The sequence below is a fragment of the Lunatimonas salinarum genome (assembly GCF_017811155.1).
GTDB classification, from domain to species: domain Bacteria; phylum Bacteroidota; class Bacteroidia; order Cytophagales; family Cyclobacteriaceae; genus Lunatimonas; species Lunatimonas salinarum.
Genome location: NZ_JACVCV010000009.1, coordinates 16,889 through 38,841, shown reverse-complemented (window position 1 = coordinate 38,841; position 21,953 = coordinate 16,889). Strand labels below are relative to the sequence as shown.

11 protein-coding genes are annotated in these 21,953 nt (G+C 46.0%); 3 read left to right on the top strand and 8 right to left on the bottom strand.

Annotation, left to right across the window (positions count from 1 at the left end):
- The first annotated feature begins 157 nt into the window (after positions 1 to 157).
- The gene (locus tag IAQ59_RS12310; protein ID WP_245189575.1) at positions 158 to 736 is read left to right on the top strand and encodes a VTT domain-containing protein; all 579 of its coding nucleotides are present in this window, start codon (positions 158 to 160) and stop codon (positions 734 to 736) included.
- Positions 737 to 745: 9 nt separating this feature from the next.
- On the opposite strand, the gene IAQ59_RS12305 is transcribed toward IAQ59_RS12310, so the two are convergent.
- The 4 genes from IAQ59_RS12305 to IAQ59_RS12290 all read right to left on the bottom strand — a co-directional run bounded on the left by IAQ59_RS12305 (position 746) and on the right by IAQ59_RS12290 (position 8,845).
- Positions 746 to 2,338: an FG-GAP repeat domain-containing protein gene (locus tag IAQ59_RS12305; RefSeq protein WP_209331119.1), complete on the bottom strand. Its 1,593-nt coding sequence runs from the start codon at positions 2,336 to 2,338 to the stop codon at positions 746 to 748.
- 170 nt (positions 2,339 to 2,508) lie between these two features.
- Complete coding sequence (locus IAQ59_RS12300; RefSeq protein WP_209331118.1) at positions 2,509 to 2,952, bottom strand: nucleoside deaminase; 444 nt, start codon at positions 2,950 to 2,952, stop codon at positions 2,509 to 2,511.
- A 73-nt stretch (positions 2,953 to 3,025) separates the two neighbouring features.
- Positions 3,026 to 3,451 (bottom strand): response regulator, encoded by a 426-nt coding sequence (locus IAQ59_RS12295; protein ID WP_209331117.1) that lies wholly within the window; start codon positions 3,449 to 3,451, stop codon positions 3,026 to 3,028.
- Positions 3,452 to 8,845: a PAS domain S-box protein gene (locus IAQ59_RS12290; RefSeq protein WP_209331116.1), complete on the bottom strand. Its 5,394-nt coding sequence runs from the start codon at positions 8,843 to 8,845 to the stop codon at positions 3,452 to 3,454.
- A gap of 400 nt (positions 8,846 to 9,245) precedes the next feature.
- Here IAQ59_RS12290 and IAQ59_RS12285 point away from each other — a divergent pair, with 400 nt between their 5' ends.
- Positions 9,246 to 11,735 (top strand): YbcC family protein, encoded by a 2,490-nt coding sequence (locus tag IAQ59_RS12285; protein WP_209331115.1) that lies wholly within the window; start codon positions 9,246 to 9,248, stop codon positions 11,733 to 11,735.
- 18 nt (positions 11,736 to 11,753) lie between these two features.
- Positions 11,754 to 13,616: a proton-conducting transporter transmembrane domain-containing protein gene (locus tag IAQ59_RS12280; RefSeq protein WP_209331263.1), complete on the top strand. Its 1,863-nt coding sequence runs from the start codon at positions 11,754 to 11,756 to the stop codon at positions 13,614 to 13,616.
- A 115-nt stretch (positions 13,617 to 13,731) separates the two neighbouring features.
- Here the strand turns inward: IAQ59_RS12280 and IAQ59_RS12275 are convergent, their stop codons facing one another.
- From IAQ59_RS12275 to IAQ59_RS12260, 4 genes are all read right to left on the bottom strand, one after another.
- Complete coding sequence (locus IAQ59_RS12275; RefSeq protein WP_209331114.1) at positions 13,732 to 16,215, bottom strand: cation-translocating P-type ATPase; 2,484 nt, start codon at positions 16,213 to 16,215, stop codon at positions 13,732 to 13,734.
- A 197-nt stretch (positions 16,216 to 16,412) separates the two neighbouring features.
- The gene (locus tag IAQ59_RS12270) at positions 16,413 to 17,552 is read right to left on the bottom strand and encodes an efflux RND transporter periplasmic adaptor subunit (RefSeq protein ID WP_209331113.1); all 1,140 of its coding nucleotides are present in this window, start codon (positions 17,550 to 17,552) and stop codon (positions 16,413 to 16,415) included.
- A gap of 3 nt (positions 17,553 to 17,555) precedes the next feature.
- Positions 17,556 to 18,767 carry a TolC family protein gene (locus IAQ59_RS12265; protein ID WP_209331112.1) on the bottom strand — a complete coding sequence of 404 codons (1,212 nt, stop codon included), beginning with the start codon at positions 18,765 to 18,767 and terminating at the stop codon, positions 17,556 to 17,558.
- Positions 18,751 to 21,888 (bottom strand): efflux RND transporter permease subunit, encoded by a 3,138-nt coding sequence (locus tag IAQ59_RS12260; RefSeq protein WP_209331111.1) that lies wholly within the window; start codon positions 21,886 to 21,888, stop codon positions 18,751 to 18,753. The genes IAQ59_RS12265 and IAQ59_RS12260 overlap by 17 nt, the downstream gene beginning before the upstream one ends.
- Positions 21,889 to 21,953 lie beyond the last annotated feature (65 nt).

The following is a 21,953-nucleotide window of genomic DNA, read 5'->3' as shown; positions in this document are numbered from 1 at the left end:
ATCAAACCAAAAATTAAATGTGATCTGAGGGCCTTTGCAGAACCTGACAAATAAAAGCCACAAAAAATCCCGTTAACTTGCCCATTTCAAACGAATAGATTTTTGCCGCTCGGAGGTTGCTTTTGGCAGATGCAAGCAGAATTTATAGCTTTACCAGATGGAAATATCAAAACAGGAGAGGCGGACATTTTTGATACGACAAATTCTTAAAGGCCTATTTTTTTTGGCTGTTTTGATTATCGGATTCTTGGTTTTCGAAAAAGCATTTCCTGCCAACGAACGGGAAGTTTGGTTTGGAAGCATCTACGACAATATATCCTTGGTGCTGTCTATCTTTATCACCTCAGAAGTACTTTTCGGGATAATCCCACCGGAAGTATTTATGCTATGGGCACTACGCACCGGCCATCTCGGGCAATACTTCATCGCTATAGGCATCCTTTCGCTGATCTCCTATTTGGCCGGGGCGTTCAATTTTAACTTGGGGAGATGGATCCGCAACACCAGGTTCTTTGTCAGAATTCGAAGAACCTGGCTACAAAACTCGTTGCTTCAATTGCAGCGCTATGGCGGTTACCTAATCGTGGTGGCCGCATTGACGCCACTGCCGTTTTCCGCTATCGCACTTCTCAGTGGGGCGGGCAATGTCGATTCCCGAACCTACTATATCAATAGTCTTTGGAGAATCGTGAGGTACTTTGTATACGCCTTAATCCTCTACGAGACGAGCCTTTGATCTGGCAGTTTATTTGGTGGTGTTTTCCAAAATCAGGTAAGGTACGCCGTTCTTAGCCCAGCGGTCAAAATACGTCGTAAAGTCTGTTCCAAAAACCATAGATCCCAAGATAATGTCCATATCCCCGTCTCCATCTACATCCCCCACATCCATGGCAATCCAACGCCCTTGCGCAGCATCCTGAAAGGTAGCAGCCGAGTACGCTCCATTCCCATCATTTTCCAGAAAAACGAAGCTCTCTGCTGGCCGGTCTTTGTAATCGGGAAAAAACGAAATCGCTGCAATATCCAAGTCCCCATCTTCATCAAAGTCTGCCGCCATGGCCTTGTAAGCACCGTTTAGCGGATAAAAATACGTCTCTGTGAAGTGATTTGTCCCATCGTTTTCAAAAATCCGTATCCCGTGATAGTCTTTTAAAATGGGGTCGTAATCGGCATTATCTCCGGCCGTATAAAGAATGTCCAAATGATTATCGGCATTCAGGTCCACCAATTCAAAGTAACTGGACCCATAACTGGGTGGAAAGGAGAGCAACCGCTCTTCGACAAAATTTCCGTTGCCTTGATTATGGTAGACAAAAATTCCTTCATCACCCTGACCAAACAACGCCACGATATCCTTGCGGCCATTGCCGGTCCAATCCACCACATACGCCTTCGTGGCGCCCGGTTGCGCTCTTAGTACTTTTTTGCGATATACCCCGGTAGGATCCATATTCCACCAGGAGAGGGCACCGGTGTGTTTGCCATATTCGCAAATAACGATTTCTAGCTGCCCATCTCCATCCAAATCTCCCAAATCAACGTGAACAGGTCGTTGCAAATCCTGCGCAAGTATTCGTGCGTCTCCTCCACGTTCTTGGGGCAACGTCATCAAATACCCAATATTCATATCGGTAGGATTAAAAGTCCCCATTACCAACGCCATGCTTTCACCTCCCGATTCGAAAACCCAGGACACCCCTTCTCTCGCCGGTGCATTGCGTTTGATTGAAAAATTCCGATCCATCACTGACAAACTGGAACGGCCTACATCGCTGATGTAAACCTTATTTGGTGCCGCTATCTTAACCAATGAAGTCATTGGGCTGTTGGCTCGATAAGGGGGCTTTTTCACGGTGAAATACGGTAGACCAACCGTGATTGCTTCCCTAGTAGGTATAGGCAAGGCTTCAGGTGCGTTCTGTAAATAGTAGGTTCGAATCTTCTCAAAAAGCAGCGTGTCAATGGTCGGCTGCAACGGAAACAAATTGGCCTGCTCCACAAACTGGCCTGCCCTGCCACCTTCGAGGATACCGGCGCGCGTATCTGCTGCCTCATAAATGCCATAATAATGGCCCATACGATGGATAATATATTCTCCCCAGGTCTTCTTATCAAGCAGGCCAGGCTCAGGAAAAAGATGGCAACTGGAACAATACCTTTCAGCTAACTCAGCCCCAGTTAGGCTAGGAATATCCTCAATGCGGTCAGGAACGGAAATGATCTCTCTTTTGGCCTGCTGCGTTTGTTCTTCTTGTTTATTTCCACAAGAATATATACTTACACTTAAAATGCCTCCAATAAGCAAGGGAAGCATCCTCTCCCGTAATTGTTGTATCATGAAATCCAATTTGCGCCCTTTGATCGCATCGGCAAAGGGGACCGATTCTACTCAGGTTTTTTGCATGTAATCTTCCGAGGTACCCGGTAGAAATTTCCCTCCATCAGTGATGTACGGCTAATTCAAGGATTGTACTATGCCTCTGTTGTTGTTTCGGTTGTTGTTTCGGTTCATACACCTATATCTTCATTCCACAATGTGGGACGCTCCTTGATAAATTTCTCCATCAGTGCAATGCTTGGTGCATGATTTAGGACTTCTACAATCACACCTTGAGCCCTCAAATAATCCTCTGAGCCCATAAAACTTTGGTTCTCACCAATGATTACCTTGGGAATTTTATACAGCAAAATCGCGCCGGTACACATAGGGCATGGAGACAACGTCGTATAGAGTACAGATTCTCGGTACACGGAAGCAGACAATCGCCCGGCATTCTCTAGCGCATCCATTTCCCCGTGCAAGATGGCACTGCCGTTTTGTACCCGCCGATTATGCCCCCGACCTACTATTCGCCCTTGATGTACCAGCACAGATCCGATGGGAATGCCTCCTTCGGAATAGCCTTTTTCAGCCTCTTGGAACGCCGCCAAATAAAAATCATCTACATTCATAGCCTACCATAATTTTAGTAATCGACACATAATGAATGCCATACACGACCAAAGGCTCCATTCCACGTAAAGGTCAAGTTGGCAGTTTGCACAGCTGAAGCCAAAACTCCTCAATCTGCAAAATCGCCTTTAAAAACTCATCCATGGAAATGGGCTTGGTCACATAGCTGTTGGAGTAATTCTCATACGCTTTGTTGATATCTCTTCGGTTAGAAGAGGTGGTAAGCATGATCACCGGAATAGTCCGAAGATCATGGTCTTGTTTGATTTCCTGAAGCACTTCGTGTCCGTTCAATATTGGTAGATTGATGTCCAACAAAATAAGATCCGGTCGCTCTGCGCTAATATACGCACCTCGCTTATACAGGAAGTCCAACGCATCCTTTCCGTTCTTTACCACACTGACATCCGTTAGGAGCTTACTCTCCTCAAAAGCCTCTAGCGTGAGGACGATATCCCCTTCGTTGTCCTCTACCAATAAAATATGTGCCTTCTTCATCTATTTTTTATTCACCGTAAAGTAAAACGTACTTCCAAAACCGGGCCGAGACTCTACCCATATTTTGCCTCCCCATGATTCCACCTGTTTCTTGGCGATGGACAGCCCAATTCCGCTTCCACTCTCGGCGTTCCGGTTGTGTAAGCGTTGAAAAATAACAAATATTTTATCGAAAAACCTAGGCTCGATACCAATTCCGTTGTCTTGCACCGAAATTTGCCAGAAACCACCCATATCCAGCGCCGAAACGGTGACTTGTGGGGGCACACCTTCTCGGGCATACTTAATCGCATTGTCAATCAGGCAGTGCAATGTTTGGGTAATGGGTGCCTTGTAACACAGGACAGTCGGAAGATTATCTGCATCAATCTTGGCATCCCTGTCTTCCAGCAACTTTCTCCGTAAGGCCCGGTATTCTTCCATCAATTCATTCAAGCTGACAAGCTCTTTTGTTTCTTCCAGCTTCCCCGCCTGCGAAAACTCTAGCACGTCCAATATTATTTGCTTCATCCGCCGGGCGCCATCCACGGCAAAATAAATATATTGATGCGCTTTTTCATCCAGTTGATGCTGGTATTTCTTTTGGAGTTGATTTAAAAAGCTGGTTATCATCCGTAATGGCTCTTGCAGATCATGCGAGGTGATAAATGCAAAATGCTCAAGCTGTTCGTTTGAAATCTCCAGTTCCCTCGCATATTTTACCAGCCGTTCATTGACTTCCCGCAGTTCAATCTCATGCTTTTTGCTGTCCGAAATATCGGTTGTAGCTCCCACCATGCGCGTAGGTTCACCCGCCGCGTTTCGAATAATGATTCCCTTGTCTGTCACATATTTCAACTCCCCGCTGGCGTGGATGATGCGGTAGTCTGCTTGCCAAAATTCCCGGGTAGGATCGGCCAAGGCGGCTGCCAAGCTGTCTTTAATCAAAGGAAGATCATCGGGGTGGAAGCTGTCCTTCCAAAAATCCCGCTCCCGGAGACTTCGCTTTACCTGATACCCAAACAGCTTTTCAAATCCTTCGCCACGGAAATAGATGTCTTCGGCAATATTCCAATCCCAGATGGCATCGGTAGTGGCCTGCGCCACCTTTTCGAAACGCTCGTTGGCCTCTCTAACCCGAATATCCGTTTTCTTTCGGAAGGTGACATCCTTAAAGAATACTGAAAGCCCCAATTCATTCGGATAGGCCGTAACGTCAAACCACCGGTCTATGGGTTCAAAATACTCTTCAAAAGACACCACTTTCCCTGTATTCTTCGCTTCGTAATACATGCGGTAGAATTTCGTACCCAACGCATCTGCATACTCCTCCCACAGAATCTTCCCTACAATATCCTCTCTAGGCTTATCCAAAAAGCGCTCGGCCTGAGCATTCCAGTAGGTTACCCTCCATTGATTGTCAACTGCAAAAAAAGCGTCCCCGATGGACTCTAAGATAAGGCTCCGCTCCTCATAGGCACGTGCTAGCTCCAAATGCGCTTGGTTAGACTCGATCGCTGACGACAAGTTAGCGGTTATCGTCTTAAGAAAAATAATCTGATCTACACTCCACTGCCGCTCCTCGTGGCAATCATCAAATCCGATAAAGCCCCAAAAGCTGTTTTTCAGAAAAATAGGGAGCACCAGAATGGACTTGATCTCCTGGTCATTCAGCAACGACTTGGCGTTAGTTTCCGGCATCGTTCGCACAATCGCCTGGTAGGGCTGGCCATTGGTAAGTGGGGCTATTACATCTTCGATCGAGGAAAAAGGTATATTCTGAAGGGCAGGGTTGTCAATTTGGGCACTTACGCCTGCTTTAGCCCATTCCATGCGCTGACTCGTTTCCATTTCTCCGGAATTTTCGTTCCGGGCATTTTGGAAATAATATATTCGGTCTACATGAACAGTGTTGCAAATTCTTTCAAATGCCCGTGCAATGACTTCATACCAATCGTCATAACTCAGCAATTCACTGTTCATTTCCGCAATGATGTCCAGCTGCTTGCTTTTCAAAAGCAGTCTTTCGTCCGCCTTTTTCTGTTCGGTTATATTCCTAAAAAAAACACTGACTCCGTCAGGAGTGGGATACATATTCACCTCATACCATTGGTCAAAAGAAGCAATATATTCCACTACTGACAACGGGCGTTTGGCTAACAGTGAATCCTTGTATTCGCTTAGAAACGGCAATTTGTTCACCTCCGGTAACTTTTCCCAAAAGTCATTTCCTACCATCGATTCACGCGGCAATCCGGTCAACGTCTCTGCCTTGCTGTTCCAATACGTAATTTGCCAGTCTTGATCCAAGGCAAAGAAGGCATCTCCGATGCTTTCCAGAATTCGGTTTTTTTCCTCGTATGCGTGACGAAGCAACTGCTCGCTATTTAAGCGCTCATCAATATTCTTGAAGTAACTGGAGATACCCCCTCCCGATGGATAGGTGGTGACTTCATACCAGGAAGTATTTCCTGGATAAAAATATTCAAATCTCTCTGACTTTCCGCTTTGCGCCACCCGGCGGTAAATGGTTTCGATATAGGTGCCTTTTGCGGGTGCAAACTCTTCCCAAATATTCCTTCCGATAAGCTCTTCGGATTTTCTGCCAAGTAAATTTTCAGCCTCCCGGTTGAAGTAGGTAAAATTCCAATCCCTGTCTACAGCGTAGAACGCATCGGAGATACTGCCGAGGATCTCCTTGACCTGCAGTTGGGTCGTCTTCATGCTATGGATGTCTTGAAAGCTTCCAAATATTTTTGTTCGCTTTCCGTCTACCACTTCACTCTTTCCGATACAGCGTATCCATTTTTCCTTTCCAGATGCCGTAATGAGTAGCAGTTCCTCATCGAATTCCACCCCTTCTTCTATCAGCCGGCTTATTGCCGAACGGATCGTTTCCTCACTTTCCTTTGTATAGAATTCAAAGCCTCCGGTCAGCGAGGGTTGATAATCGTCACCTACCTCCAGTAAGCGTTTCACCATCGGAGACCAGTACATGGATTCGGAACCATCTTCGGCTGTTAGGCCCATTTCCCAGCTACCTATTTTTGCCAGCTCAGCCATCTCATCTGAAAGCCTCGCCGATTTCACTTCTTCGGTGATATCGAATATCATCGAATTAAACAAAATGGTTCCATCAGACAGCCTGTAGGGAGTACCAAACCCTTCATGCCAGCGCAACTTTCCATTAGGCAACACATTGCGCCACCGGCTATGCCATTGGGTAAGGTTTAGCATAGAATGCCGAATATCTTGGGTAAGCTTTTCGAAGTCACCACCTTTTCTAATTTGATCCCATACCAAATTACTATTCGCTTCGCATTGAGCCGGCGTCATCTGCCAAATGTCCTCACTGGCACGACTCACCGATTCCAGCTTACCACTACCGTCCGGAAATAAAAAATACTGAAAAGTGACACCGGGAAGGTCGTTGTTGATGTCTTCCAGCCGCTGTTGGACAGCCTTTAGGCTGGTAATGTCTTGAAAACTACCAAACAATCGCACACATCTACCATCCAGTATTTCCGGCTTTCCGATAATTCTTACCCACTTCTCCGCGCCGGCAGCACTGACAATGGCCGCCACGATATCAAAGGGGAGACCATCAACAGTAGCCTGTTCGAACGCCTTGTTGACATGGTCTATGTAGTCCTTGCGGTAAAAGATAATGGACGATTCAAAGTCCGGTTGGTAGGTGTTTGGGTCTGTATCAAAAATATGGTGGATTTCCTTTGACCACACAAGCTTGGAGTTTAACAAGTCTATGGACCACCCCCCAATTTGAGCAAGTTCAGACGCATTGCTGATTAATTCCCTTAAATCTTTCTCTTCAGTGACGTCTTTTGCAGATGTAAAGATAATTCCGTCGTCAAAAAATACGCTTCCATTCCACGCAAGCCAGGCTATCTGCCCGGATTGCCGGATGATTCGGGCCTCAAATCTAAAAGCTGACTCGCCAAGCTGCACCCGTTGCAATTCACCCAAAAGCCTTTCCCTGTCTTCAGGATGCAAAAAATTCAAGAGCGGGTTTCCCAAAATCTCCTGATTCGAATAACCCATGATGTGCCGACCAGCGGAATTTATTTGTAGGATCATGCCGTTGAAATCCAAAACGCCAACTAGGTCTGGCAAGGACTCGACCACGTGTAAGCGCTCGTTTTCCATACGCTTTCGCAGAATCTCTGATCCCAGGTATACCTCCAATCTTTTCAAAATAGGCTGATACTGCTGTACATTGGACAATTGCTGTGCGCTGCCTATCATCAGCACGCCAATTAAATCGCCCTTCTGAAGCAAGGGGATGCCTAATACTGTCTTTATTCCTGCTTCTTGTGCTTCCCTCCTTCTGACGAAGAAAGGTGCTTCAATCGGCTTATCAGAATAGATGGCAGATAAATCCTCCCAAACTTTTCCCGGTAATCCCTGACCCAAGGCAAACTCATAGCCTTTGAAATTCGATCGGTAAAAAAGTGATCCGGCATCGTCTCCCGCCGCGTTTGCCGACATCTTCAATTTATCCCCGTGAATCGTTGGAAGCCAGACCTCTGTAAAACTAAACCCGCCTACCCGATTAATCAGTTGGCATATCTCATATAACGCCTCCTTCAAATCATCAAACTTACCAAAAACCGCCCCTATCCGGCTCAATAGGTCTTTTTCGATGTTCTCGTTCATCTCGTCGGTAATGTCCCTGACGATGCCTTCAAACGCAATTGGCTGGCCTTCTGAATCCCTATTCAACCTGCCTATTTCGCTGACCCACCGCACCCTGCCATCCGGCAATAGAATTCGATGGGCAAAATTCAAGTCCTTTCTTCCCGAGAAGGTTTCCTCCTGCTCCCTGTCAAATTGCGCTAGATCATCGGGATGTATGGTCGCATAGAAAGAATCAAAATTTAACGTAAACGTTTCCTTCTTTCTGCCCCAAATTTCATAAACCTTATCGGACCAAGTCAACGTGTCGGCATCCATCTCGAGCTTCCAATATCCAATATTGGCAATATCCGAAGCAGCCTCTAGCTTTCCTTGTGACATTTTGATCGCCAGGATTTCAGCTTCCCGTTGGGTGACATCTTGGGCGAGCAACATGACACAGGGCCGTCCGGCCACTTCCAGCCGGTGCCCATTGATATCCATCTTGATTAGTTTACCATCCTTCTTTTGATGAGTAAATACCCCAAAATAAATATTTTCATGCGAATTGTCGGTTTCCCCCGGAACGGGCAAGTGGGCCGCCCCTTCTTGGAACGCATGCAAATCCTTGAGGCTCATTGAAAGAAATTCCTCCTTGGTGTATCCATAGTGGGAAAGGGCTGCGGGATTGACATCAATCAGCTGAAAAGTCTTTGCATCGTAGACAAACGCAGGCAAAGGACTAAGAAAAAATAAACTGCTGTAGTCGTTGGAATGCTGCATTAGGTTATATCAAAGGTGGCACTTTTGCTTCGATTTGTTTATTAGTGAAAGATAGCTGAAAATTCGGGTACGTACAAAAAGCCTGAACCAAATTTAGAATAGGCGGCTCCTGTGATCTCAATCACAATGAAATCCAATGGCTTGCCACTACCTTTGTACTCCGGGATTGAAAGCTTGCTTCTAAGCTCATTTTCCGGCAAAGTCAGTAATTACTAACGTACTGGAATGGATGGGTATCTAACGATGAGGCTCATTCATGCTTTAGTGTACAGGATGAGAGAACCTATCGACCACAAAAAATAGTGGCTGGCAGGGGACACAATCCTAACCATCTACATGACAGAGGGAGTATCCAAATGTCTCCTTGGTTTATTATTCAAATTATGTAAACGCAACCCCTATGGCGCAATCCGTGTCATTCGATTTAGATCACGTTTTGCATGAGCTAAGTCACTATCTTCCAGCGCAGTCTCCACTAAAAGACTTTGTGCATCACAATACCCTGCATGCTTTTCAACATCTGCCTTTCCATCAAGCGTTACAATTGGCTGCTGAAAATTTTGGATATAAGGTTTACTGGAACCTAGCTACCTTCCGGCAACTCTATGCCCAACATAAAATCAACCCGTTAATTCTAGAGCGGGTGATCACCGAACACAAAGGCAAGGACGAGCTGGCCTATTGGAGCAACCTCTTATTGAACAGTCCGGTACAGGAATATCCTGAGCCGAAGGTTGGCAGAATCCGAAAACTGTGGAAAGATGTATTCAACCTAAACTTAGATAAAGAGGTACACGAGTTACTCTTTCGACTTGTGAGTTCCTACTTGGATCAGGGAATTGCGATTTGGAAATTTCCGGTAGAATCAAAGGGCTTACTTTCGGCTGTCAGGTCTTTGGAAAAAAACAGTTTCAGCACAATCGTCAAGAGTGAACGAGCAAGAAACCTACTTCTTGGAAAAAACACCAAGTTATCGGATTTACTCCACCTGTTGGTCGGCGACGAAAAATGGTTCGCCCAGTACCTGTTTGACCAACAATTCGCCCATCCAGGCTGGTCTGGAATGGTGGCGGTGTTGGAACACCAAGAACAGTCGCTTTTGGATAAGCGAAAAGTGAGCCTTCATGACTTGATTTTTTTAGAGTGCATCTTGGAAATCGATGCATTGGATCGGAAAAGGGGAGAAAAATGGTTTGCCCTAGGAAAGTATATTGACGAAGCCATGAGCCCACTTTTTGCGCCAGTCGAAAATAGTGAATGGTTTGAAATACACAAAATTTGGCAGGAGGCCATGGAATGGTCCTACTATGATCAGGTCATCAGAGGCCTACAGCTAAGCCATGCGGCCGACTTCAATAAAGCACCTTCGTTTCAGGCTATGTTCTGTATCGATGACCGATCCTGTTCCATCAGAAGGTATGTCGAACGATTTGCCCCTGATGCCCAAACCTACGGAACAGCAGGCTTCTTCAACCTGCCTTTTTTCTTCCAGCCGGAACACGGCAAATTTATGACCAAAGTATGCCCTGCACCGGTGACCCCAAGACATGTGATCAAAGAAACCGCATCGAAAATCAGGCATAAAAAGGATGCCCACTTTAGCAAGCATTCCAAAGGAATCTTTGGCGGCTGGGCGATCTCACAAACGATGGGCTTTTGGTCTGCTTTAAAAATGGCAAAAAGCATCTTTTACCCTTCTGAGACACCTGCAATGGTATCATCTTTTCACCATATGGATCCTAACGGAAAGCTGAGCATTTCCTGCACCGATCCTGAACACACCCATCACGGTATGCAGGTAGGTTTTACCGTTTCCGAAATGGCCGATGCAGTAGAAGGATTGCTGAAAAGTATCGGTTTGGTGCGGGATTTTGCACCACTGATTTACGTGATAGGACATGGTGCCAGCTCACTAAACAATACGCATTACGCCGGATACGATTGTGGGGCCTGTTCCGGCCGATCCGGTTCGGTCAACGCCCGTGTAGCCGCAGCTATTGGAAACCAATCAGAAGTAAGAGAAATTCTGGCAAAAAGAGGTCTCCATATTCCTGAAAGTACCCAATTTATCGGAGGGCTACATGATACCACCCGCGATGAAATGGAGTTTTATGATCTGGAAGCATTATCTGCGTCCAATAAAGTACTTCATGAGAGAAATCTACAGACGTTCGAAATTGCCCTTGATTACAACGCGAAAGAAAGATCCAGACGTTTCCATACCATAGATTCCACGCAAGATGCGAAGAGGATTCATGAGCAGGTAAAAAAGAGGGCTTTGTCGCTCTTTGTAACCAGACCTGAATGGAACCACGCCACCAATGCGCTCTGTGTGGTAGGCAAAAGGGAAAATAACCGACATCTCTTTCTTGATAAACGCGCCTTTCTGAATTCATACGATCACCTTATTGATCCAGAGGGAGCCTACCTTTTTGGCATTCTCAAAGCAGTGGCTCCCGTATGTGGGGGAATTAATTTAGAATATTATTTTTCAAAAGTAGACAATCACCGATTGGGTGCGGGAAGTAAATTGCCCCACAATGTAATGGGATTGATCGGTGTAGCGAATGGTATGGATGGCGATCTGCGCACAGGATTGCCCCTTCAGATGGTCAATATCCACGACCCACTCCGAATTTTGATAACGGTAGAACACTACCCGGAGGTACTTCTAAAAACCATCCAAAGGCATGACCCTACCTATGAATGGTTTGTGAATGAATGGGTGAAACTAGTGTGTATCCATCCGGAGAATAAACAAGCGTACGTATTTAAAGCAGGGGCATTTGTGGAATATCAGCCCATTACTTCGGACATAGCGTATGTTGACAACCTAGAAAAAGTGCTGGAATCCACCGCTGAAAACCTTCCCGTCTACCTAATCGCTTAAGCCGTGGAACATCAAGTGATGATGAGCATATTCGTCTTATTGCCTTTGTTGGCATTTGTGATCTCTCTGATACTGCCGGATAACGGGGAAAATCATTTTTCCAGACTGGCATTCGCCGCGGTAAGTTTGCAGCTGCTGGGAATAACCGGCTACACCATCTATTGGATTTTCGAAGGAATGGTGCCGGTCAATATCGCTGAATTGGAGCTATACAACAACGGGAGCTACCAGTTCTTGCTAGACTTCTATTTTGATTCCCTTTCGGCCGTTTACCTTTGGGTGGGAGCATTCGTTACTTTCTTGATCACCCGATACAGCCGGTTTTATATGCATATGGAGGAGGGATACAAGCGGTTTTTCAATACGCTGCTTTTCTTCTTCCTTGCCTATAATCTGACAGTGTTGGCCGGAAATTTTGAAACCTTGTTTTTGGGATGGGAAATGTTGGGCATTTCTTCTTTCCTTTTGATTGCTTTTTACCGGGATCGGTATTTGCCGGTCAGAAATGCCGTAAAGGTTTTTTCCATTTACCGTATTGGGGATATCGGTATCATCTTGGCGATGTGGGCGAGTCATCACCTATGGCACGAGAACATCACATTTATCAAGCTGTTAGATACAGCGTTGGTTTCAGACCAATTGGCCTCGCATGAGGGCATTGGGCTATTTATCGCTATCTCCCTGGGCATAGCCGCTGCGGCCAAATCCGCACAACTTCCCTTTTCCTCTTGGTTGCCTCGGGCCATGGAAGGACCTACCCCATCCTCTGCTATTTTTTATGGATCGCTATCGGTACATTTTGGGGTATTTTTGCTGTTGAGGACCTTTCCCTTTTGGGAACACCAACTTGCAGCCAGGATCTTTATTGGCCTTTTGGGATTGGGGACAGCCATTATCGCTTATCCGATTGCGAGGGTTCAGTCCACCATCAAAACCCAGATTGCTTATGCTTCCATTGCACAGATAGGAATCATGTTTGTGGAAGTGGCCTTGGGCTTGCAGGCCTTGGCCATGATCCACTTTGCAGGCAATGCGTTCTTGCGCACGTATCAGCTTTTGGTATCACCTTCGGTAGTTGCTTACCTGATACGGGACCAGTTTTACCATTTCAAACCTCGTGAGGTCACCTTGGAAGATACGTTCCCCAAAAGGTTGGAATTAAGCCTCTATGTTTTATCACTCAAAGAATGGCATCTGGATAAAATGTTGAATAGCCTTGTGTTCAACCCAGCTAAACGTCTTGGACGAAAACTGGATTTCCTGACTCCCAAGAATCTCTCTTTGTATTTCCTGCCCCTCTATGGGGTGGGCCTGATCGCCTACTTCCATCAGGAACGGATCCCCGCGCCAATCCTTGGATTTCTGCCGGGATTCTTCGGCCTGATGGCATTGATGATGGTTTTCAAGGCCTTCTCTGAAAGGAAATACCCTAGGCTGGCGTGGATGCTAGTGATGGCGCACCACTTTTGGATGGCATTAGCCGTATCATTCAATGAAAGTTTTGATTATAGCCAAACGATGATTTACCTCAGCGGTGTGGTCGCCGCCGGGATTGTCGGTTATTGGGCTATCGATCGACTACGGAAGCACGAGCCTGCCTATTTCGACCTAAACCAATACTATGGCCATGTGTATGAATATCCCAAGCTTGCCTTGCTCCTGCTGTTGACGACATTAGGTGTCATGGGATTTCCGATTAGTCCCACTTTTGTTGGAGTGGATTTATTATTCAGTCATATACATGCAGATCAGTATGTTTTGGCGTCCATACAGGCCGTTAGCTTTATTTTCGGAGGTATCGCCTTAGTGCGCATCTATGCGCGCCTGTTTTTGGGACCTCATGTAAAAAATTATCATCCAACTGCCCAAAAATCATCCTGATTGGCTACGTGTTCTGACCATTGAAAATCAATTATAGACAAGTAAAAAAGCGAACACCGCACAGGAAGTCGAGGTATTTGGGGAGGGAAGCGGTTTCCTCGTTTGAGTGGGTAAGCTAGTTGGGTGACCTTCTTCTCCATGCCTTCCAACCCTCAATCCAAAAAACTCCGACTATCGCAGCTACCAAAGCTTGCAATACGGTATCCATACCTACAGCCTCAAAATCGAAAACAGATTGAACCAAGGGCACTGTTAGGATAATCACAAGCAAAAAAAGTGAGGTGGCGAGAATCAGCGGAATGAGCTTGTTGGGATACCTCAAGGTTTTTAGGAATGAATGATGGAAAGACCTATTGACCAAGGTTAAAAAGATATTGCTGAATACTAACGTAGCAAAGACTACTGTGCGGACAGTCTCCTCCGACTCCCCTCCCTTCATCAACCAATACCCCAGCCCCAGACAGGCCCCTGTAATCATGAGCCCTTGTAATACGCTAATCGAGAGTTCGGGCCAGGAAAAAAAAGTCTGAGTTACCTTACGGGGAGGCTTCGACATGGAATCAGGTTCAATCGGCTCATTTTCAAAAACGATAGAGCAGGTAGGTCCCATGATCAATTCAAGGAAAATGACATGGATGGGCGAGAAGAGATTGATGTATTCCCAACCAAGCACCAAAGGCAGCAATACAATCAGAATAATGGGGATATGGATCGATACGATGTATTGGATGGCTTTTTTTAGGTTTTCGTAAATTCTTCTTCCCAGGGCCACTGCCTCGGTCATGTGCCCAAGGTCATCATCCATGAGTACCAGCGCTGCTGCACCCTTCGCCACTTCGCTTCCCCGCTTGCCCATCGCAATGCCAATATGCGCTGCTTTCAACGCCGGACCATCGTTGACTCCATCTCCCGTCATCGCCACTACTTCGCCATTTGACTTCAAAGCCTCCACAATCCTGAATTTGGCTTCGGGAAACATTCGGGCGAAAACGGTGTACTGCTTTACCTTTTGTTTCAATTCCGAAGGATCTAGGGACATGATTTCTTCACCGGTAATCACGGAATCAGGCGAATGCAGGCGAATCTGAGAAGCGATCGAAGAGGCGGTTTGAGCATAATCTCCCGTGATCATTTTTACATCAATTCCCGCGTCGTAGAAACTTTGAAGGACTTCGGGAATATTCTTTTTTGGTGGATCATAAAACGCCAGTAACCCAATGAAAGAAAATTCGAATTCCTGTTGGGTTTGGGGGTATTGGGCGATTTCCGGATCGGCTTTTCCCACGGCCAACACCCGATATCCTTGGGCTGTAAAATTTTCCACCCGGGTATTAATCCGATGTTTCTCCGACTCCGTCAGTTGGCATTGGCGCATCACTCCTTCCACACTTCCTTTGACCGCAATTACTTTCTCACCACTTCCCTTTCGGAATACGTGGGTCATGATCGGTGGCTTTCCACTCAGCGGATATTCGTGGAGCATGCTGGCATTCTCCCTTTCATCTATTGGAGCTAGGTCCCTGTAAAAAGAATGAATGGATTTTTCCATGGGGTCAAAAGGAAGGATTTCCGAAGACCATAAAGCATACTCCAAGGCTGGACTGAATACCGGATTCCCTTCGGTGAAGTTCTGAAGGCTATCTGAATGGAAATCAAAGATAGCCCTAAGTTCCATCCTGTTCTCTGTAAGGGTGCCGGTTTTGTCGGTACAGATCACGGTGGCCGCCCCCAGTGTTTCGACGGTATAAGGGCTTTTGGCAATGATGCTGCTTTTATACAACCTGTAGGCACCCAAAGCCATAAATGTGCTGAAGGCAACCGGAATTTCCTCAGGAAGGATGGACATGGCCAGCGTTAATCCTTGCATCAGCGCACTTAGAATATCTTCTGAAAGAAGGTAATTGATTCCCCATACCAATAAAAATGCGATGGCCCCGAATACGACCATATTCCTGACAAAACGCTTTATCTGGGTTTGAAGGGGTGTTTTGGTCTGTTCGATACGTTCCAGACTGGTTCCGATTTTCCCCAGCTCGGTCTTATTCCCGATAGCCTGAACCTCGGCCATACAGTTTCCGCTGTCTACTAAAGTTCCTTGAAAAATAAGGGGCGACGCGGAAAGGTGATCCTTCGCAACGGAAAGGGATTCCCCTGTCAGGATACTTTCATTTACCGAAAAATCATGCGCTTCGATGATTCTGGCATCTGCTGGAATCAGGTTACCGTCTTCCACCAGAATCAGGTCCCTGACCACGATCTCGTCGGTTGGGATTTCTATCAGCTTACCATTTCTATATACCCGGGCTTTTGGGCTTGACAACATCCTTAAGGCATCCACCGCCTTACGGCTCTTTCTTTCCTGGACCAAAGAAATTCCCGAAACCAAGCCTAGGGCAACCAACATGATAATTCCCTCCGTACTTTCCCCTACCAAAAAATAAATTGTAGCCGCCACGACCAAAAGAATAAACATGGGCTCGCTAATAATCTCAAGTAGAATCCCCCAAACCGGATTTTTAGCCTGATCACCCATGCCATTCGTTCCGAAACTGTTTCGGCTGGCAATTACTTCTTCATCACTGAGACCCTTGTAATCCATATATTTTAAAAATTGTCATACCTGACAATGTAAAAAAAACTGTTCGATTATTCGCCTTTGTCCGGGATAAAACCCTCTCAGATTTACGAATGCCGGCAGTGGTTCCCTATTGCAGAAAAAGGGATGATGGCCGGAATAGCGTAAACAACGGGACGAATGGAGGTGATAGCCGGGGAATCGAATGTGTGCAGGACGACTTATTTTATCAACTGAAATCCCCCATTAGTAAGGAAGAGGGCGTTGGTATCAAAGTCGTTTGCATTAAGGATTTCCACCATCTTGTCATCCTGCAGGCCTATATCCACCTTGACCTTTTGGAAATAATAGAGGTCATTTTCCTGTTTGTCCAAGACAAGTACGTAGTTTACCTCATCTGAATTAATGACAGCAGAAGTTGGCAGTGCCGTTTTTTTGTTACTCTTAATGCCAATTTTCGCTTCGATGAACATTCCCGGAACAAGCAATTCTCCCTCTTTTTCATTATCAAGGTGAACATGAACATTGAGCATTCTTTTTTCATTGATGGATTGACCAAGAAGGAAAATTTTCCCCTTAAACTCCCTGGACTTATTGTCAGGCAAGTAGAAAGTGACCAGCTGATCGGCTTGCAGGCTGACTGCATCCTGCTCGAAAACATGGAGATTGATGTGCAAATGGTCCTTGTTGATAATAGACAGGGCAATGTCGGAGGGGTTTAAATAGGTACCCTGATTGACGTTGATGGATTCAATATAGCCGGAAATGGGAGCATAGATATTTGCCCTGGAGGTGATTTTGGAGGCATCCAATTCGGTAGTAGCGATGTTCACCATTTGGAGCTTCTTTCGTAAACTTTCCGTGATGGCCAAGGTACTTTTGTAGTCCGATTCTGCCTTTGCAAAGTTCTTTTGGGAGGAAATGTTTTCTGCCCTAAGTGTCTTTTGCCGCTCGTAATCCGATTTAAGATAGGAGAGTTGGCTCATGGCATCCAAATAGTCCCTTTGCATTTGAACAAACTGCGGATTTTCAATCGTAAAAAGAACCTGTCCTTTTTGGATCTTTTGTCCTACCAACAAATCGAAAACAACAATATTTCCGCCAAAATAGGAGCTTACCTCAAAGCGCCCTTCGGCGGGGATACTGACCGTTCCATTGGTGAGGATTGCATCCGCGAAAACATGGTCAGCAAGGGAATCCAACTGCATCTTGGCCTTTTCAAACTGCACCTGGTTGATGATGATTTCATTGGGGTCTCCTTCCTGATCGATCTCAATGGATTGATCATTGCCTTTTCCACACGCCGATAAAACAAGCAGGGAAAGAACAAAAAGGAAGGATAGGTGAGAATGCGTTTTCATAGTTCAGGGATTGATAAGGTAATTGATCTCCAAAACAGTCATATTATAACTTTGCAGATTGATCAGGTAGTCAACTTCGATGTTTCTTGAGTTCTCGATGAGTAGGACGTATTGGAAGAAGTCGATTTCACCTCCTCTGTATGCCAGATCGCCCTGTGTAACAAGCTGCCTGCTGAGCTGCTTCCCTTCGTCGTTGTAGAAGGATATGGCTTCCTGAAATTTGCGTAGTTCGATTTCAAGCTGCTTTCTTTTATTTTCAAGTTGAAAGGAATAATTCTCAGATGCCAAACTGACCTCGGAGAGCTCAAACTTGGAAGCGTTGATTTTGGCTTTTTGTGCACCAAACCAAAGCGGAACCGAAACCCCGACCTGGAATCCGGGGTACACCCTGGCATTTGGGCCGGTATTTGTTCCCCTAAAAAACTCCCCATGGAGATCCGGTAATAGGCGCTGTTTTTCCAGGTACAGATTATCTTCTTTCAGATTAACGGATTCCTGGAAATACCGCATACCGGGATGATTTTCCCAATCCATGGTTTGGATAGGAAGGGGCAAAAGTTCCTGTTCTGGAATCTCGATATCCTTTCCCATCTGGATCAATTGTTCCAGCCTGACAAAGGCTTGGGCCTTGCTTTCCCCTGTTTGTGCCAACCTCACAGCGAGTTCACGCATTTTGCTCCTGGCAGTGAGTTTTTCCAGGTAATTGGTTTCCCCAAGCTCATACCTTCGCTCCGCTGCAAGGGAAAACTGCTGGTAGAGGCTATCCAGAAAGCGGTAATTGTCTTCGAGTTTTTGCAGATAGACGATGGTATAGTAGGTCTGCGAGACTTCCTTGATGATCTGGTTTTGGGTGAGGGAAAATTGCTGCTGCTCTACCAATAGGATATCTTGAAAGACCCTTCGTTGACTCGCGTAAATGGTGGGGAATTGCATGCTTTGACCGATACCCAGCACTCGGTTGGCATAGCCATTTTCGGCAATGTCGTTTTGGTCATGGCGGTAAAATACCTCGGTCTTATCCAAATTAAATCCCATAGGAACCATTGCACGGGCCGCTTCTACTTTTTGTTGAGCAGATTTCAGACCGAGGTTTTGCAGTAGGGCCTGTTCGATGGCATCATTCAGGCTTAATGCAGCCGTTTGGGCATAGGAATCGGCAGGAAAAGCAAGAACTAAGGCCAAAAGGAGGTAGATTGTCTTATACAGGAAGTTCATGGTTCTTTTTGCTAGGGTGGAACATGGTGTATAATACAGGCAGCACAATCATGGTAAGGAGAGTGGCCGATATCAGTCCTCCCACCACGACGGTTGCCAAAGGCCGCTGAACCTCCGCTCCGGCAGAAGTGGAGATAGCCATGGGCAAAAAACCCATGGCTGCGGCTGCAGCGGTGAGCAGCACGGGTCTCAGTCTTTCTTTTGTTCCCCTTAAAATCAGGGATTTCATGTCCTGAATGCCTTCTTTCTGGAGTTCTTTGAAATGCTCTATCAATACGATGCCATTAAGAACGGCCATCCCAAACAGGGCGATAAAACCAACTCCTGCTGAAATACTGAAAGGCATTCCCCTCAAATAAAGCAGTAATATTCCTCCGACCGCCGAGAAAGGTATGGCGGTGTAAATCATCAGTGCCTCTTTGATGGAGGAGAGGGCAAAAAACAGAAGCAGAAATATCAGGCCAAGAGCGATCGGAACGGCAATAAGTAGCCTCGCCTTGGCCATGTTGAGATTTTCAAACTGTCCTCCATAGTCTATAAAATAGCCTTCCGGTAGCTCCACTTTCGATTGGATAATTTGTTGAATATCCGTCACTACCGACTGCAGATCCCGGTTTCTTACATTGACGCCAATGACCACTCTCCTCCTGGATCCGTCCCGCGAGATTTTTGCGGGTCCTTTGTCCAGGTAAATGGCTGCAAATTCACTTAAGGGCAGAGAACTGCCGTTTGGAAGGTTAATGGTTGCTTGCCGGATATTCTCGAGGTCCTGTCTGAATTCTCCGGCAAATCGGATAACCAGGTCAAACTGTTTCTCCCCTTCGAACACCGTTCCGGCGGTTTTTCCCGCAAATCCCATGGTGACAATATCATTAAGCGTACTGATATTGATGCCGTATTTGGCGACTTTTTCCCGGTCATACACTATTTTCATTTGGGGCAGACCCGCGGTTTTTTCCACAATAATATCTGCGGCTCCTTCCACTCCTTGGATAGCAGCCTCGATTTCCTTCGCTTTTTGGTTGAGAATCGTGAGGTCTTCCCCAAAGACTTTGATCGCCAGGTCGGCCCTAACCCCAGTAATCAGCTCATTAAATCGCATCTCTATGGGCTGGGTAAATTCAAATTCCAGTCCTGCAATTACCGAGAGGGATTCTTTAAATGCATCTGCCAGCTCATCTTTGGTAGATACCGTAGTCCATTCTTTTCGGGGTTTTAAGGTTACAATGATGTCACTCTCCTCCATGGACATGGGATCGGTAGGAATTTCAGCAGCTCCAATTCTGCTGACTACCTGGTCTACTTCTGGAAACTCTAAGAGGATTCTTTCGATTTCTGTGGTAATTTCAATGGTATTGGACAAGGTCGTTCCGGTTTTGAGAACCGGCTGAATGACAAAGTCGCCTTCATCCAGCGTAGGAATAAACTCTGCTCCCATTCTCGAAAAAATTCCAAAAGAGACTGTCAAAAGCGCTATGGCCATGGCCAAAACGGTCTTTTTCTGCTCCAATGCCCACTCGATGGAGGGCTGATATAGGCTGTTGATCCAATCGATCAGCCTATTGGTAATATTTCTTTTGTTCGGATCTGTAGCCTTCAAGAAAAGCGAAGATACGACAGGCACGTAAGTCAGGCCCAACAGCATGGTTCCCAATAAGGCAAAACTGAAAACCTGGGCCATGGGACCGAACATTTTTCCTTCTACCCCGGATAAGGAAAGTATGGGAATAAAAACGATGATAATGATAATCTGACCAAATACAGCCGAATGCATCATCTTGGAGGCACTGTCCATGGCGATCTTATCCTTCTGCTTCTGTACTTCTCTCTTGGATAGTCCCACAAATGAACCATACTTGGCGCTAAGCTGAAAAGCGATGAATTCAACGATGATCACCGCGCCGTCAATGATGATCCCAAAATCAATCGCGCCCAAACTCATCAAATTGGCGTCGACGCCAAAGACATACATCATGGACAGTGCAAAAAAGAGGCTCAAGGGAATGACGGAAGAAACCACCAAACCCGACCGAAAATTTCCAAGCAATAAAACCACCACAAATACCACGATTAAACAACCCAGTATCAGGTTTTCCGCAATGGTAAAAGTGGTCTTATCTATAAGGTCACTTCTATCCAAAAAACCATTGACAACGATTCCCTCCGGTAACGATGGTGCAATCTGATCTAATTTAGCCTTGACCCGGTCTATGGTAGCCTTGGAATCCGCGCCTTTGAGCATCATAACCTGGCCAAGTACTTTTTCACCCTGACCATTTGCCGTGATGGCTCCGAAGCGGTTAGCATGTCCAAAGCCTACTTTTGCGAGGTCACGTACATAGATGGGCATCCCTTGTCTGGTATCTACCACAATCAGTCCGACTTCTTCCAAGGTTTTTACCTGGCCTTCGGCCCGTATAAAAAATGATTCGTTGGTTTTTTCTATGTACCCTCCTCCGGCAATGGCATTGTTTTCTTCCAACGCACTGTATACCTGAGTCAGGTCAATATTCATGGCTTTTAGCCTCTCTGGGCTCACGGCAACTTCATATTGCTTCAAAAAACCACCCCAAGTATTTACTTCTACCACCCCAGGTATTCCGGAAAGCTGCCTCTTAACGATCCAATCCTGAATGGTTCGAAGGTCTGTTAAGCTGTATTTATCCTCATATCCCGGCTTTACATCGATGATGTATTGGAATATTTCCCCAAGGCCGGTGGTGATGGGCCCCATAAAGGGTTCCCCAAAGCCCGGAGGGATATTTTGTTCGGCTGTTTTGATCTTTTCTGCGATCAACTGCCTGGGCAGGTAGGTGCCTACCTTATCTTCAAAAACAATGGTCACTACCGAAAGTCCAAATTTGGAAATGGAGCGGATTTCCTTTACCCCTGGAAGGTTCACCATTTCCAATTCAATAGGATAGGTCAGGTATTTTTCCACATCTTCGGTCGAAAGATTTCTGGAAGTGGTGATTACCTGCACCTGATTATTGGTTACATCGGGAACAGCGCCTATGGGAATCTGTGTCAGTGAGTAAGTCCCAAAGCCAATAAGGCCAAGGATAAAGAGAAATACGATAAGTTTATTCCCTAAACTCCAGCGTATGATGTTGTCTAACATGATGACTTGGTTCTGAAGACCAAAGCTAACCAAGGCATCTTAGGGGCAACTTAAGGAATTCTTAA

What these genes read in the sequence shown, in the direction of transcription:
- IAQ59_RS12290 (WP_209331116.1), bottom strand. Translation starts at nt 8,845, where the DNA reads ATGCAGCATTCCAACGACTACAGCAGTTTATTTTTTCTTAGTCCTTTG.
- IAQ59_RS12275 (WP_209331114.1), bottom strand. Translation starts at nt 16,215, where the DNA reads ATGGATTACAAGGGTCTCAGTGATGAAGAAGTAATTGCCAGCCGAAAC.
- IAQ59_RS12310 (WP_245189575.1), top strand. Translation starts at nt 158, where the DNA reads ATGGAAATATCAAAACAGGAGAGGCGGACATTTTTGATACGACAAATT.
- IAQ59_RS12265 (WP_209331112.1), bottom strand. Translation starts at nt 18,767, where the DNA reads ATGAACTTCCTGTATAAGACAATCTACCTCCTTTTGGCCTTAGTTCTT.
- IAQ59_RS12280 (WP_209331263.1), top strand. Translation starts at nt 11,754, where the DNA reads ATGATGAGCATATTCGTCTTATTGCCTTTGTTGGCATTTGTGATCTCT.
- IAQ59_RS12305 (WP_209331119.1), bottom strand. Translation starts at nt 2,338, where the DNA reads ATGATACAACAATTACGGGAGAGGATGCTTCCCTTGCTTATTGGAGGC.
- IAQ59_RS12285 (WP_209331115.1), top strand. Translation starts at nt 9,246, where the DNA reads ATGGCGCAATCCGTGTCATTCGATTTAGATCACGTTTTGCATGAGCTA.
- IAQ59_RS12300 (WP_209331118.1), bottom strand. Translation starts at nt 2,952, where the DNA reads ATGAATGTAGATGATTTTTATTTGGCGGCGTTCCAAGAGGCTGAAAAA.
- IAQ59_RS12295 (WP_209331117.1), bottom strand. Translation starts at nt 3,451, where the DNA reads ATGAAGAAGGCACATATTTTATTGGTAGAGGACAACGAAGGGGATATC.
- IAQ59_RS12260 (WP_209331111.1), bottom strand. Translation starts at nt 21,888, where the DNA reads ATGTTAGACAACATCATACGCTGGAGTTTAGGGAATAAACTTATCGTA.
- IAQ59_RS12270 (WP_209331113.1), bottom strand. Translation starts at nt 17,552, where the DNA reads ATGAAAACGCATTCTCACCTATCCTTCCTTTTTGTTCTTTCCCTGCTT.